Source organism: Paraburkholderia aspalathi (assembly GCF_905220735.1).
Classification (GTDB): domain Bacteria; phylum Pseudomonadota; class Gammaproteobacteria; order Burkholderiales; family Burkholderiaceae; genus Paraburkholderia; species Paraburkholderia aspalathi.
Window position 1 is genome coordinate 554984 of sequence record NZ_CAJNBA010000002.1, and the last position, 15054, is coordinate 570037.

The following is a 15054-nucleotide window of genomic DNA, read 5'->3' on the forward strand; positions in this document are numbered from 1 at the left end:
GCGGATTCCTCTTGTATTCGGAGTGGCGCCCGCCGCAATCGTCTCTCTCCACCTGCGATGCACGCGAACGAACGATCCGGGAGCGCGCAATGGAATGGGCGTGCAACCAGGGAATAGGAATTCCACAGATTGAATTGCCCAATCTCGTTGGCTCTGAATCGTCCCTCTCCGAACGTCTGGGCTTGCGTTTTTATTCCACGACGGAAAACAGTCTCAGGCGAGAAGAAACCTTGCGTTGTTCTGGAATACCTCATCGGTCAACGGTGTTGTGGAAAAGGCAGAACCGCCGCAACGCCCTTCATCACACGATTCGAGGACCCTATGCCTGACCACTTCAATCTGCTCGTCTACTACGACGGATCGCCGGAATCCAGATTGGCCTTACTGCGCGTGACCCGTTTGGGATATGCGTTGACCGCTACTGTTCATGTCCTCTCTGTTGTGGATATTGGCTCGGCTGTCGGCTGCAGTGTCGGATACCTATCGGACATGGCGTGTTCGCAAATGGAAGGCGCGGCGAAGCAGGTCCTGAAAGAAGCGCTGGACCACCTAAGAGAGAGCGGAACGGTTGCGCGTGGATATGTTGCAGCGGGTAACGTGGTCGATAGCATGGCCAGGTACGCAGGCTTGCTCAACGCGGATCTGCTTGTGCTGGGTCACCGCAATCCGCGCGGACTGGCAAGGTGGTGGAGCCAGCCATCCAACCACACGGAGCTTGTGAAACGCGCCGCAGGGCGTGCTGTTATTACAGTGCCGTTAGATTAGATGATGGCGCTACGGATAGATACGCGGTTGTCATTGGTGGGGGAAATGGTACGGAAAAGGTAATTGGCCGCAGCGCAACTGCCGGAATAATTTGCCAGCGTTACCTGTTGTCAGGATAGGCCTGTCGTCGACAGCCAATCGACTTTTAGAGAACGCGCCATGTCTTGTCCCGGAACACGCCCCAAATCAATAAGTACGCCGCAACTCGTTACGTTATACGAACTTCTGATCGACTCTGCCACAGCGCGCCCTCACGCCATCGCGCTGATCGCTGGCGATGATGCATGGACCTACGATCGTCTGACGCGGTACGTCAGAAGACTTTCGCAAGGTCTGCTCATTCAGGGTGTGAAACCGGGCGATCGAGTCGCACTGCACCTGACGAACAGACCGGAAACCGTCGCCGCGTTTTACGCGTGCATGTTGACAGGCGTGATGGCCGTGCCGCTGAACACCCGGCTCACACGCGCTGAACTCGAGCCGCAACTGCGACGGCTTCAGGTTTCGCTGTACCTGGGCCAGATTGAACTATACGGCGCGATCGCCGGCATGGATGCTTCGATTCTCGATGCGGACAAGTGCTTTCTCGTTGACGGCTCGTCGCTGGATACACGCGCCAGAGCATGGAGCGAGTTGATCGAACACCATGCAGACGAGGTGCCGCTCGCACCAGTGCGCTTGGATGAACCTGCGCTTCTGCTGTCAACGTCCGGCACGACGGGCGAACCGAAGTTCGTCACGCATACGCCGCGGACGATGTGCGCGATGACGCAAGCATGCCAGGACATCGCGCTAAAGCCGTACGAGGTCGCGTTGATTGCCACGCCCATGATGCATGGGGCGGGGCTGTTCACTACGCTGGCGACGCTTGCCACTAACGGCACCTGCGTCCTGATGGATCGATTCGAGCCTGCGGCCGCGCTTGACCTGATAGAACAGCAGCGCTGCACGATGCTGATGTGGCTGCCGTTCATGTATTCGGAAGCGATGGCCCAGCAGGTTGCGCGGCGACGCAACGTCGCGTCACTGGGCACCTGTCTCGTCGGCGGCGACACGACACCGCCGAATCTGCAGGAGGCGTTTTTGCGCGTGTTCGGTGTCAGGATGCGCAACTTCCTTGGGATGAGCGAAAGCGCGGGCACGTTCACCTATGGATTCGATACCGGGCCGGTGTGCCGCGCGGTCGATATGGATCGGGTTCGCCTCGTCGATGAAGAAGGCAACACCGTCAGACGCGGCGAAGCGGGCGAGTTGTTGCTGCGCGGTCCGAACGTATTCATCGGCTATTGGCTCGGCCCGGGGCGCATCGACGATGCGCGCAAGGACGGCTGGTGGGCTACCGGCGATGTGATGCGCCAGGATGAGGCCGGCGATTTCTGGTATGTCGCCAGAAAGAAAAACCTGATCATTCGCGGCGGGTCGAACATCTCGCCGACCGAAATCGAACACGCCCTTACTGTCCATCGCGGCGTGAGCGAGGCAGCGATTATCGGCGTGCCGGATGCCGTCCTCGGTCAGCGCGTGATCGGCTTCGTCAAACTGACCGAAGCCGCGACTCAGGTCGAGGACGTGTTGCACGATCTGTCCACCAGAGTGGCGCGCTACAAGATGCCGGAGCGGCTCATCGTAGTTGATCAGTTGCCGCGTAATTCGTTAGGCAAAGTGGATCGGGCGAGGCTAAGAGCAATCGGCGAGCGTCTGGACGATTCGCGCGCGGCCTAAGCGGATGTCGCCTGCTGATCCGGTCGTCTCTCTGAGTAACGCAAGTGCTTCAACAACGCCGCCAACACAGGAGAAACCTGCTTGCGCGACGGGTAATAGAGGAAGAATCCGGGGAAGGGAGGGCACCAGTCCTCCAACACCCGGACCAGACGTCCAGTCCTGATATCGACCGCTGCCTCATGCTCCAACACGTACGCTACGCCAAGACCATCTATCGCGGCCTCGAGCATCAGATCCGGCTCATTGAATGTCAGCGGTCCCGACAGCGTTACCTTCAATTTTCGGCCGCCGTTTTCAAACTCCCATGAATAGAGGCTGCCTGCCGTTTCCATCCGGTAATTGATGCATTGGTGATGCTGAAGATCGTCCGGCGTACTGGGAGCAGAGTGTCGCGACAAATATTCCGGTGAGGCGACCACAGCCATCCTGAGGGCCGGCCCGACCGGCAGAGCCACCATATCCTGTTCGAGTTTCTCGCCCAGCCGGATGCCGGCGTCGAAACGCCCGGCAACAAGATCCCTGAACGCATAGTCGATGATGACCTCGACGGTCGCTTCCGGATAGGTCGTGCAGAAGTCGGCTAGCACCGGACGGATCACGGCCTCATACCCTTGCCGAGTGGCGGTGACTCGGAGTGTGCCTGAAATGCGATCGCGGATTCGACTGAGGTCTCCCAAGGCGCCGTCGATCGCACCGAGAGCAGGTTCGAGCGTCAGCAGGAGCGTTTGCCCCTCAGCGGTGGGTGCAACGCTGCGGCTGGTTCGTCGAAGGAGTGGGTAGCCGAGGCGGTCTTCAAGTCGCTTGATCGTATAGCTCAGCATTGAATTGGACACGTTCAGTTCAGCGGCCGCACGGGAAAAGCTGCGCAGCCGCGCGACGACGGCGAAGGCCGAGAGGTCATCCAGGACCCCATGCGAGATCGTTTTATCTGCTTGCATGACTCATGCGAATTATCCGTGATGATTGAATGAATCGTCGCATCTATCCTTTCTGGAGGTCAAGACATCGTGCGCCAGGCGGTGTCGATAATCTGAAATGAAGCGGAGGAAGGATGATTAACGATAATTCCGTATGGCTGATTACCGGTAGCTCTTCCGGTCTGGGTCGGGCGCTGGCCGAAAAGGTGCTTGAACACGGCTATCGTGCCGTTGTTACAGCTCGCAGGCCCGCTTCCGTTCGCGACCTTGTCGAGCATTACGGCGACCGGGCGATGGCTGTCGGCCTCGACGTGACCCAGTCCGCACAGATCAGCGCTGCGGTGAAAGCGGCGCATGAGAGATTCGGTCGGATCGACGTACTCGTGAACAATGCGGGCTATGGCTATATCGGGGCCATCGAGGAGGGCGAGGATGCCGAGATTCGCGCGCAGTTCGATACCAATGTCCATGGCGTCATTGCCTTGATGCAGGCTGTGCTACCGGGGATGCGTCACCGTGGCAAAGGTCATATTGTCAACGTGAGCTCGATCGGTGGGCTCACCACTTTTCCGAACGTCGGCTACTACCATGCGAGCAAGTACGCGCTTGAGGGCCTTTCGGAGACCCTCGCGAAAGAGATGGCGCCGTTCGGCATCGGCGTGACGGTGGTCGAGCCCGGCGCGTTCAGGACTGATTTTCGCGGCCGTTCGATGCGGCAATCCAGAATTCGCATTCCCGAGTTTGCCGGGACATTGGGCAAGCAACGTGACGCGCTGCTCGACTCGCATGGAAAGCAACACAATGATCCGGCGAAAGGCGCGCTCGCAATCATTGAAGCATTAAAGGCGGAGCGGCCACCCTTGCATCTGTTGCTGGGCGCCGACGCGCTTGACCTTGCGCACAAACAGCTTGCTGCCCTGCACAAGGATTTTGATGCGTGGGAGACGCTCTCACGAAGTACTGCGTTTGACGAGGCGGGGTAGGGTCCTATGGAGGCCTCCATTACGCCCCATCGCTGCCATACCGCAGTGGTGCGTTCTTCAGCACGAGCGCCATCAACTGTCGCCGCGAATCGACACCTAGCTTCGCAAACGCCCGCTTCGCATAGGTCTCGACGGTCGAAGGCTTCAGTCCCATCGATTGCGCGATCGCCGGTGTCGTCATTCCCTGAATAAACGACGAGCACACGTGCGTTTCGCGCGACGTCAGCTTGCCGTGCAAATGCGGCAGCCACTGCGCGAGCAGATTGTTGTCCGACGTATCCGGGCGGCCGTCGTCCGGCGAGATCGCGCCGATCAGCCGCTTGTGTACCGCCGCGAGCGGCAGCACGACGTGCGCGAACTGCTTCAGCAGGCTCAGTTCTTTCAGCGAAAACGACGGCAGGCGCCGTGAGCGCGCCATCGATATCGAGTATCGCGTGCCGTTCGTCACGCCGAAGACCACGCATTCATCGTGGATGTTGCCGATGTCGAAGAACAGATGCCGGAGCTCGCTCGCCACCTTCTGCGCGGAGATCTGGATCACCTGCACATCGCGCTTGTCGCCGATTCCCTCATAGGTCGCATCCTCGCTCGCATAGCTGCGGTAGTAGTCCCGCATCACCTGTTCGACGAGCTCACGATCGCGACCGAAGCTCCCGATCCAGCCGACGCTGCGCTGGCCGGACGGCGACACACGCTCGTAGTCCAGATGCACCGCGTCGAAGTCGACGAAGCGCACGAGACTGTCATACACGACCTCAATGAACTGCGGAGCGCCGACGGCCTGCGCGATGTCGCCCAAGGTCTCGGTCACGAACGCGACTTGACTGAGCTGGAGATCCGGGGAAGAGGGCGCGGCGTTCATCACTTCTGTTCTCGATTAATTCTGGGTAGCGTTACTCGTATCACGACAAATTCCCGGTGCCTACACGGGAATGCACCCAAACCACTGTTATCGATGATGACGCTTGTCCTTTGTTCCCGGGACAGACGACCCGTATGGGGATCTTTACAGTGCTCTACAAGCTGAAACGAAGGAGACCCGGCGTTCAGTCCCAACGTCGACGATCGCCTCGCGACGTACTAACGAGTTTGCTTGCCGGCGGCATCCGCATGGATCGGAGCGGCCGACTCACACTATCTGGAGATTCCTATGCGTGCCCGTTTCCGTCGCTGTCCGCTCATCAGGATCGTGTTCGCCGCCTCAGCCAGCCTCGCGTTCGCGGCTAGCCAGTCCGCGCTGGCCGGCGACACCAATCTGAACGTTTACAACTGGTCCGAGTACATCGCGAAGGACACGGTGCCGAACTTCGAGAAGCAGAGCGGCATCAAGGTGCGCTACGACAGTTATGACAGCGACGACACGCTGCAGACCAAGCTGCTCACCGGCAGTTCCGGCTACGACATCGTCGTGCCGACGTCGAACTACCTCGCGCGGCAGATCCAGGCGGGCGTCTACCAGAAGCTCGACAAATCGAATATCCCGAACCTCGTGAACCTCGACCCGGCGCTGATGAAAATGATGGCGAAGGCCGATCCGGGCAACCAGTACGGCGTGCCGTGGGCGTGGGGCACGACAGGGGTTGGCTACAACGTTGAGGCCGTCAGGAAGCGGCTTGGCGACAATGCACCGACCGACAGCTGGGCGTTGCTGTTCGATCCGGCGAATGTGTCGAAGCTGAAGGGCTGTGGCGTGTCGCTGCTCGACGCGCCTGATGCGGCATTCGCAGCGGTGCTCCAGTACATGGGCCGGGATCCGGAGAGCAAGAACCCGGCGGACTATCAGGCGGCCTACGAGTTGCTGAAGACGATTCGTCCGTACATCACGCAATTCAATTCAGTGGGCTACGCGGACGATCTCGCGAATGGCGACGTGTGCGTGGTGCTCGGCTGGTCCGGCGACGTCAGCCTCGCGGGGCGGCGTTCGGCGGAGGCGAAACACGCATATCAGATCCGCTACGTGAATCCGAAGGAAGGCGGCCTGCTGTGGTTCGATGCGATGGCGATTCCGAAGGATGCGCCGAATCCCGAGGCGGCGTTGAAGTGGATCAACTACATCGAGGACCCGAAGACCAACGCGGCAATCACGAACGAGATTGCCTACCCGAGCGCGAACAAGGCCGCGCGCCCGTTCGTGAAGCCGGAGATATCCCAGGATCCGGACGTCTACCTGTCTGACAGCGTGCTCGCCAGAATGTCGCTCGCGATGCCGATAAGCGCGGAGCTCACGCGGCTACAGAACCGTTTGTGGTTGCGCTTGAAATCAGGCGGTTAAGGATTCCAAATCAAATAACAACAGGGAGACGTTTCATGAAGAAGAGGTTAATCAGCGTGCTGGTGGCCGGGGTGCTGCCGGGGCTGGCCGCAGCGAGTCCGACCGGTGATCAGATCAAGGCGCTACAGCAGCAACTCGCCGCGCTGCAGCAGGAGGTAAAGGGGCTGCAGTCGCAGCTTGCCGCGAAGCCCGTGTCCAAGCCGGCGCCGGCGAATGCGGCCGCTGCAGATCCGTCGTCGGCGGACTACGGCCAGGCGCCAGCGGTGCTGACTAACGACGACCTTGCCGAGTTGAAGCAGCAGACCGCGAACCAGCAGCTGAAAGTCGACGCGCTGACCGACGCCGCTCAGACCGGCCCGATTGCGGGACTGTCGGTGACCGGCTACATCGATCCCACCTATCTGTATAACCGTGCGGCGAGCTCGTCGTCGTTCCAGTTTGCGAACCACGAAAACGCGTACCAGTACTACAACAGCACGTTTGGCGATCTGTACCTCGACATCAAGAAGATGTTCGGCGTCGGTCCGATGGCGCCCTCCGTCGAGGTGACCCTGGCGCCGAACCGTGGCGCCGGCATGTATCTGATGAACGAACACGGCGACAGCGGGCTCAACATTCTGAACACGGCGATCGCGACGGTGCCGTTGACGCCGACGACGTCCGTCGTCGCCGGCCTGATGCCGGGGCTGAGCGGCTACGAGATGCAGCAGTCGAACCAGATGCTGACGCTCACGCACAACCTGCTGTATGACTTCTCGGATCCGGGTAGCTCGATCGGCGCTGGCGTTAACTACACCGGCGACCAGTGGGCATGGAAGTTCCTGCTCGGCAATGAGCAGTTCCGCACCGCCGGCTCGGTGACGCAGACCGGCACAAACGCGTTTGGGGATCCGATCACGACGAGCAACCGCATGCCGACGTTCAGCGCGCGGGTCGACTATTTCCGTGGCAGTCAGCTCGACGTCGGCGGCTCGTTCGCCATCGGCCGGCAGACGCTGCCGAGCGCGATCGACCCGTCGACAGGCTCGGTCAGCTACGGCTGGGGTGGCGTGGCGCCAAATGGCTACGGCACGTTCTTCTTCACGGAAGCCGATATGACATATGCGCTGGCCGACGTCCAGTACAACGCCGAAATCGACTACGGCCAGCAGCAGAATGCCGCGTGGAACGGCGGCCAGGCGCAGTGGTACGGACTGTCACTGCTCGCGCACCGGAAGTTCAGGCTGCCGGTGGTGGGACGGATGGGCGTGACGGCCCGCTACGACCTTCTGGTCGACAGCAAGAACGGCGGCGGGGGCGGTGGGATCGCCCTCAACGGCAACGGGATGGATCCGTATAACGGCTTCGGCATCGACGTGAATTGCCTCGCGGCATCGAGCAATCACGGCTTCGAATGCAAGGGCGCGACGCACCAGGATGTGGCGCTCGACCTGCTGTTCTATCCGACCCAACAGATCACGGTGAAGGTCGAATACCGGCACGATTGGGCAAATCGTCAGGTGTTCCTGCGCAATGACGGTACGTATGCGAAGTCGAACGACCTGCTTGCCGCGCAATTCCTCTACTCTTTCTGATGCGATGCCGGCACTCGCCCGAGGAAACAGGGGCGCCGCCGACCGCGAGGCTTTGTCATGCTCAAGTTTGAAAATCAGGCACACGTCCCATCGTATTACGCGGCTACCGCGAACGACCGGACGTGTCATCAACCGCTCGATGCATCGGTGTCTGCCGACGTCTGCGTGATCGGCGGTGGACTCACCGGCCTTTCCACCGCGCTCAATCTCGCCGAACGCGGCTACTCGGTCGTGCTGCTCGAGGCGTCGAAGATCGGCTGGGGTGCGAGCGGACGCAACGGCGGCCAGCTTATCGCGGGGTATTCGTGTGACATCGATACGTTCTCGTCCTGCATGCCGGAAGAGGACGTGCGGCGTATCTGGGCGATGGGGCTCGAGTCGGTGGAGCTCGTCAAGGAGCGGGTCGCAAAGCATCGGATCGATTGCGACCTGACGTTGGGCTATCTAACCGCGGCAAACAAGTCGCGCCATGTCGACACACTGCGTGCGTGGGCAGAATCCGCCGAGCTGCGCTTCGGCTATCGCGGGTACCGGTATGTCGAGCGTGACGAGATGCGCCAGGTCGTCGCTTCGGATCGCTACCTGGGCGGGCTCCACCATGACGGCAGCGGTCATCTGCATCCGCTCAATTACACGCTAGGTCTGGCGCGCGCGGCACGCGACGCCGGGGTGTCGATCCACGAGGACACGAGCGCGCAGGCGATCGGCAAGACCGCGCAAGGCCATCGCGTGACGAGCGCGCGCGGACAGGTGGACGCGCGCTACGTCGTGCTCGCGGGCAACGCCTACCTCGGCCGGCTCGCACCGGCGCTGGCGCGCAAGATCATGCCGGTGGCGACGTACCTGATTGCGACCGAACCGCTCGGTGACGCGAGGGCGAGCGACACGATGCCAACGGATGCAGCGATCAGCGACTGCAACGCGGCGCTCGACTATTTCCGCTTGACGAAGGATCGCCGCATGCTGTGGGGCGGCAGGGCGAGCAGTTCGACCCGCACGCCGCGCGAACTCGCCGCCGCCATGCGGCGGGATATGTTGAAGACGTTTCCGCAACTCGCCGACGCGAAGATCGACTACGCGTGGGGCGGTTTCGTCGACGCGACGATGAATCGGGCGCCCCATTTCGGCCGACTCGAGCCGACCGTGTATTTCGCGCAGGGGTTCTCCGGACACGGCGTGAACGTCACGGGGCTCGCAGGCCGGCTCATCGCGGAAGCGATCGATGCGCAGGCAGCCAGCTTCGACCTGTTCGGCAAGATCCGGCACCGCGACTTTCCAGGTGGACGACTGCTGCGCTCGCCGATGCTGATGCTCGCGATGACCTGGCACCGGATGATGGACGCGTTTTGAGCCGCGTTGGCCTAACGCGCGTCCGGCCGCACGGCAACTCACCCATATCGAACATTGCACACCTTCGAGGCGCTTATGACAGACATCACCCATATCGTGGACCTGATGCGGGACCCCGCGGAGCTCACCCAATCCCGCGTGCCGCGTGGACTGCTGCTGGCCGGCAATCCGATGCAGACGCTCACGCATCACTACATCAGTCCGTGCGGACAGTTCAGCTCCGGCATCTGGGAGAGCACGCCCGGCCATTGGACGATCGAGTACGACGAATCCGAGTACTGTGAGATGCTAAGTGGCGTGGTGATCGTGCGTGACATGCAGGGGAGCGAAAAGGTGCTGCGCGCCGGGGATCGCTTCGTGATTCCTTCCGGCTTTCGCGGCACATGGGAGGTCGTGGAGGCGTGCAGGAAGATCTACGCGTCGCACGCCCCGCAAGTCGAGCTATCCGACGCATAGCGCGACCGTTCGACTTGCAACGTCAATCATCAGAATCAACCAGGAGCAGGACATGAGGCAGGATTTGTGGCGCCTGAGCGCTACGGAAATGGTCGAACGCGTCGCGCGTCGCGATGTGTCGTCGACGGAACTCACGCAGAGTTGTCTACAGCGGCTCGAGGATGTGAATCCGCGCATCAACGCGATTGTCGACGTGCTGGCCGACAGCGCGTTGCATGCGGCGTCGCAGGCCGATGCGGCGATCACACGGCGCGAACCGGTCGGACTGCTCCACGGCGTGCCGGTGACGGTCAAGATCAATGTCGACATGGCCGGCTACGCGACCACCAACGGTGTGAGCGCGTTCAAGGACCTCGTCGCGAGCGAGGACAGCCCCGTGGTCGCAAACCTGCGCAAAGCCGGTGCGATCGTGATCGGCCGCAGTAACGCACCGGCGTTTTCATATCGCTGGTTCACCGACAACGACCTGCATGGCCGCACGCTGAATCCGTGGAATTCGCAGTTGACGCCCGGGGGCTCAAGTGGTGGGGCATCGGCCGCGGTCGCCGCTGGCATCGGCGCGATCGCGCACGGCAATGACCTGGGCGGCTCGATCCGCTATCCGGCCTACGCGTGCGGTGTCGCCGGACTGAGGCCGAGCGCCGGTCGTGTACCCGCGTACAACCCGACGCAGGTAAAGGACCGGACGCTTGCAGTCCAGCTCGCGTCGGTGCAGGGGCCGCTGGCACGAACTGTCGGCGACCTGCGCATTGCACTGGAGGCGATGGCGGGCGGCGATTCGCGCGACGCATGGTGGATGCCGGTAGAGCCGCTCGGCCAGCGCGCGCCGTTTCCTGCGCGTGTCGCCGTCTGTGCGGAACTGCCGGGCGTTCGTTCCGATGCCGCGGTCGTCGACGCGATCCGGCAGGCGGCAGGCTGGCTCGAGGAGGCGGGTTGCATCGTCGAAGAAGCCGTGCCGCCGCAGATGGCCGAAGCGAGCGCGCTGTGGCTGGATCTCGTCACCAACGAAGCGAGGAGTGGGCTCGGCGACGTCATCATGCAGCATGGCGACGATGCGATTCGTACGGCGTTCGGCAGCCAGCGCCGGCTTGCCGCGCCGCTCGACCTGCACGGCTACATGAATGGTCTGGCGCGGCGCACCGGCCTGTTACGGGAATGGCAGCGTTTCTTCGAACGCTATCCGCTGCTGCTGATGCCGGTCTCATGCGCGCAGCCGTTCCCGATCGATGAGGACCAGCGCGGCGACGAGGCGATGCGGCACATCATCGACGTGCAAAGTCCGCTGCTCGCGACTGCGTTGCTCGGATTGCCGGGGTTGTCCGTGCCGACAGGCGTGCGCGATGGCGTGCCAATGGGTGTTCAGCTTGTTGCCGGCCGCTTTCAGGAGGCGCTGTGTCTCGCCGCGGGTGAAGCGATCGAGGCACGTGCGGGAACTTGTACGCCAATTGATCCGGTCGGTTCTGCTGTGCGCCGCGCGGGTTGAGCCGAGAGTAAGCGACGAGAGACATGGCGTGTCTGTCAAACAACATTGAATATAGGCATCCTGATGAATAAGCAAACTTTCTCAGATTGGCAAGATAAAGCCGCTGCCGTTGAAATCGAAGGGCGTGCATTCATCGACGGCGCGCTGTGCGACGCGCAAAGCGAAAGGACATTTGCCTGTGTCAGTCCGATTGATGGCCGCGTTCTGGTCCAGGTCGCTGACTGCGGTGAAGCGGATGTCGACGCGGCCGTGACGGCGGCCCGGCGGACCTTCGATACGCAGGTATGGGCAGGCATGAATCCGCGCAATCGCAAGGCTGTGCTATTGCGCTGGGCAGCATTGATGCGCGAGCACCTCGAGGAACTGGCTTTGCTCGAAACGCTCGACGCGGGCAAGCCGATCGGCGACACGACGACCATCGACATACCGGCTGCAGCGCATTGCGTCGAATGGTATGCCGAGGCGATCGACAAGATGGGCGGCGAGGTCGTGCCGGCCGACCATCATCTGCTTGGTCTCGTGACACGCGAGCCCGTGGGTGTCGTCGCTGCGGTGGTGCCGTGGAACTTCCCGCTGCTGATGGCGGCGTGGAAATTTGCCCCGGCGCTTGCTGTCGGTAACAGTGTGGTTCTCAAGCCATCGGAGAAATCGTCTCTCACCGCGATTCGCGTCGCCCGCCTGGCGCACGAAGCAGGCCTGCCATCCGGTGTGTTCAACGTCGTGCCGGGTGGCGCAGAACCGGGCAGGTTGCTTGCGCTGCATCACGGCGTCGACTGCATCGCGTTCACCGGCTCGACGAGGACCGGAAGGCAGATCATGGAATGCGCGGCGCAATCCAACCTGAAGCGCGTGTGGCTCGAACTCGGCGGTAAGTCAGCGAACATCGTGCTGCCTGATTACCCCAATCTCGATCGCGCAGCGAAGGCGGCCGCCGATGGGATTTTCTTCAACATGGGCGAGGTGTGCACGGCGGGTTCGCGGCTTCTCGTGCACAGGGATATCAAGGACGCATTCGTCGCAAAGGTGGCTGCCGCTGCGCGTGCCTATGAACCCGGTCATCCGCTCGATCCGTCTGTGACGATGGGGCCCATCGTGGATCGTATCCAGTTCGAGCGCGTGGCGGCTTATATCGATGCAGGTCGCCGGGAAGGCCGGCTTGTGACGGGCGGCGCGCGAGTCAGGGAGGAAACCGGCGGCTTCTATGTCGAACCGACCGTGTTCGAGGTCAAGCCGGATGCGCAGATTGCCCGCGAAGAAATCTTTGGGCCGGTTCTTTCCGTGATCGAGTTCGATCACGTCGACGAAGCGGTGCACATCGCGAACGACACCGAATACGGCCTCGCGGCTGCCGTATGGTCCGGCGATCTGGCGACTGCGTACGAGGTGGCGAGGCGTCTGCGGGCCGGAACAGTCTGGATCAACGGCTACAACGAAGGGGCCGACGACATGAATTTTCCGTTCGGCGGTTACAAGCAGTCGGGTAATGGTCGCGACAAGTCTCTGCACGCGCTCGAGAAGTATACGGAGTTGAAGTCGACGATCGTGCGGCTGCGCTAGGTGATGTTCAGATTTTTGCGGGCAATGGCAAAGCGATATGCGCTGCGGCCCGCATCTCACCCAGCAATGCTTTGCCGGACCATGAAGGGCGCACGTTGGCTCGCTCGGCTTCCCGCACGAGTTCGCATAGCCGTGCGTTGACCGGTGCCATTTGCCCAAGGCGCTGGGCGAGGCGCACGACTTCGCCGTTGATCCAGTCGATTTCCGTGGCGCGCCCGGCCGCCAGGTCGTCTGACATCGACGAGCGCGCGAGCGGATCGATCGTCAGCATCGCGCGGCCCAGCCGTTCGAACAACGCATCGGGTACGCTCAGAACACGTGGTATCCAGGTGCTTGGAAGCGGTGTCACTCTGGCTGGCCGTATGCCGGCCTGCTTCAGAAGCGCGAGCGCTTCTTTCTGCGCCATCGCGAGGCAAAGCCGGTAGGCGCGTTGCGAGAGCTCCTCCTTCAAAGGCCGGTTCGCTAGCGCGTTGATGGCATTGTTGAGGTTGAGCAACAGCTTCGCCCACTGCACCGGCAACATATCGGCGTGCTGGATCAACGGCAAACCCGCTCTCCTGAACTCGTCGACGAACGGTTGCATGGCCGGCGCATGCTTGATCTCCAATTCTCCCGCTGAACCTTGATGAAACGCACCAGGGCCGCGTTCGACGACATTGAATGGCACCATCCCCTCCAGCACCGTGTGCTGTGGCAGCGCGGCGCGCAGCACGTCCGCATTTCCAATGCCGTTCTGGAAGCTCACGACGATGGTGCCGGGCCGTAACACGTTCGCCAGTTCGGCAGCGGCGGCGGGCGTCGCTGCCGACTTGACGGTGACGAGCACGAGATCGGCTGCGGCGGCGCTGGCCGCATCCGTCGAAACCTCGATGCGTTCCGACGGGGCATGCCAGCGGCTATCGTCGTGCCGCGACAGCGTGATGCCTTGATTGCGCAACTGGTCGGCCATGCGTGCACGTCCAATGAAACTGACGTCGCTCCCTCCGGCAAGAAGCCGCCCGCCGACATAGCAACCAATTGAGCCGGCACCGTAGATAAAAATCTTTGCCATACAGGTTCTCACGTGACTTACCAGATTAATCTTGCGAGCGGACCGTGTTAGTCCGCATATCCAGGGTTGCGGCGGTCGAGCCGACGCAACAGCCCAGGCCATACCAGCGCTCCGGGTGTAAGGCCCCGCGTGGCCATCCGGATCTGTTCCTTGATGCCGGCGAGAATCTGCTGCGGGATGGGCGTGAGCTTGCCGCCACCTGACTGGGCGCGAACCTGAATCATGCAGGCTGCTTCAAAGAAGTACATGGCGACGAAGGCGTCCGCCGGCGCCGCGCCAACCGTCAGCAGGCCGTGGTTGCGCAGCATCAGGTACGTGTTGCTTCCGAGGTCTTGAACGAGACGGGGCTTCTCGGCTTCATTGAGCGCGATGCCTTCGTAGTCGTGGTAGCCGAGCGACGCCAGTACGCCAAGTGACTGTTGGGAGAGCGGCAGCAATCCCGCCTCCTGCGCCGACACGGCAACGCCGTTGACCGAGTGAGTGTGCATCACGCAATGGGCATCTTCGCGAGCCGCATGCACGGCGCTGTGGATCGTGAAGCCGGCCGGGTTGACGTCGTATGGCGATTCGACGACCTTGCGTCCGTCGAGGTCGATCTTGACCAGCGAAGAGGCAGTGATTTCGTCGAACATCATGCCGTACGGGTTGATCAGGAAATGGTGTTCGGGGCCCGGCACTCGCGCCGAGATATGGGTAAACACCAGATCGTCCCACCCGAACAGCGCCGTGAGACGGTACGCGGCCGCGAGATTGACTCGCGCATCCCATTCGGCGGGTGAAACGTCGTTCTTCAGACTGACAGCAGATGAGGCCACGTCGACACTCCTTATTCGATGGTTCAAGCAATGGAACAACCTGGAAGAACCCGGAACAACACTGAATAGCACCCTACGAATTCGCTCATTTTGCGCCTGCGACGCAGCA

The 15054-nt window shown here is 61.7% G+C and carries 13 protein-coding genes; 9 read left to right on the top strand and 4 right to left on the bottom strand.

Annotation, left to right across the window (positions count from 1 at the left end):
• Positions 1 to 321: 321 nt before the first annotated feature.
• Together KHO30_RS13275 and KHO30_RS13280 are read left to right on the top strand one after the other, a co-directional pair.
• Positions 322 to 765 carry a universal stress protein gene (locus KHO30_RS13275; protein WP_200619059.1) on the top strand — a complete coding sequence of 148 codons (444 nt, stop codon included), beginning with the start codon at positions 322 to 324 and terminating at the stop codon, positions 763 to 765.
• Positions 766 to 924: 159 nt separating this feature from the next.
• The gene (locus KHO30_RS13280; protein WP_211701243.1) at positions 925 to 2487 is read left to right on the top strand and encodes a class I adenylate-forming enzyme family protein; all 1563 of its coding nucleotides are present in this window, start codon (positions 925 to 927) and stop codon (positions 2485 to 2487) included.
• Here KHO30_RS13280 and KHO30_RS13285 read toward each other — a convergent pair.
• Entirely contained in the window at positions 2484 to 3425 is a 942-nt protein-coding gene (locus KHO30_RS13285) for a LysR family transcriptional regulator (RefSeq protein ID WP_244864025.1), read from the bottom strand. The two genes, KHO30_RS13280 and KHO30_RS13285, sit on opposite strands and share 4 nt — an antisense overlap.
• Before the next feature lie 113 nt (positions 3426 to 3538).
• Here KHO30_RS13285 and KHO30_RS13290 point away from each other — a divergent pair, with 113 nt between their 5' ends.
• Positions 3539 to 4387 carry an oxidoreductase gene (locus tag KHO30_RS13290; RefSeq protein WP_211701244.1) on the top strand — a complete coding sequence of 283 codons (849 nt, stop codon included), beginning with the start codon at positions 3539 to 3541 and terminating at the stop codon, positions 4385 to 4387.
• Positions 4388 to 4406: 19 nt separating this feature from the next.
• On the opposite strand, the gene KHO30_RS13295 is transcribed toward KHO30_RS13290, so the two are convergent.
• Entirely contained in the window at positions 4407 to 5249 is an 843-nt protein-coding gene (locus KHO30_RS13295; RefSeq protein ID WP_093640082.1) for a helix-turn-helix transcriptional regulator, read from the bottom strand.
• Between the two features lie 288 nt (positions 5250 to 5537).
• Here KHO30_RS13295 and KHO30_RS13300 point away from each other — a divergent pair, with 288 nt between their 5' ends.
• From KHO30_RS13300 to KHO30_RS13325, 6 genes are all read left to right on the top strand, one after another.
• A complete protein-coding gene (locus tag KHO30_RS13300) occupies positions 5538 to 6659 on the top strand; it encodes a polyamine ABC transporter substrate-binding protein (RefSeq protein WP_211701245.1) in 1122 nt (373 codons plus the stop codon).
• A 35-nt stretch (positions 6660 to 6694) separates the two neighbouring features.
• Positions 6695 to 8233 carry a DUF3138 family protein gene (locus KHO30_RS13305; protein ID WP_211701246.1) on the top strand — a complete coding sequence of 513 codons (1539 nt, stop codon included), beginning with the start codon at positions 6695 to 6697 and terminating at the stop codon, positions 8231 to 8233.
• 57 nt (positions 8234 to 8290) lie between these two features.
• Positions 8291 to 9583 (top strand): NAD(P)/FAD-dependent oxidoreductase, encoded by a 1293-nt coding sequence (locus KHO30_RS13310; RefSeq protein ID WP_211701247.1) that lies wholly within the window; start codon positions 8291 to 8293, stop codon positions 9581 to 9583.
• Between the two features lie 75 nt (positions 9584 to 9658).
• Positions 9659 to 10039 (top strand): cupin domain-containing protein, encoded by a 381-nt coding sequence (locus KHO30_RS13315; protein WP_093640070.1) that lies wholly within the window; start codon positions 9659 to 9661, stop codon positions 10037 to 10039.
• Positions 10040 to 10091: 52 nt separating this feature from the next.
• Positions 10092 to 11522, top strand: a complete 1431-nt coding sequence (locus KHO30_RS13320) for an amidase family protein (protein WP_211701248.1) — start codon at positions 10092 to 10094, stop codon at positions 11520 to 11522.
• A gap of 63 nt (positions 11523 to 11585) precedes the next feature.
• Positions 11586 to 13079, top strand: coding sequence for an aldehyde dehydrogenase family protein (locus KHO30_RS13325; RefSeq protein WP_211701249.1), 1494 nt, complete (start codon positions 11586 to 11588; stop codon positions 13077 to 13079).
• Between the two features lie 7 nt (positions 13080 to 13086).
• Here KHO30_RS13325 and KHO30_RS13330 read toward each other — a convergent pair whose 3' ends face one another.
• Together KHO30_RS13330 and KHO30_RS13335 are read right to left on the bottom strand one after the other, a co-directional pair.
• Positions 13087 to 14130, bottom strand: coding sequence for a 2-dehydropantoate 2-reductase (locus tag KHO30_RS13330; protein WP_211701250.1), 1044 nt, complete (start codon positions 14128 to 14130; stop codon positions 13087 to 13089).
• 47 nt (positions 14131 to 14177) lie between these two features.
• Positions 14178 to 14945 carry a class II aldolase/adducin family protein gene (locus KHO30_RS13335; RefSeq protein ID WP_211701251.1) on the bottom strand — a complete coding sequence of 256 codons (768 nt, stop codon included), beginning with the start codon at positions 14943 to 14945 and terminating at the stop codon, positions 14178 to 14180.
• Positions 14946 to 15054 lie beyond the last annotated feature (109 nt).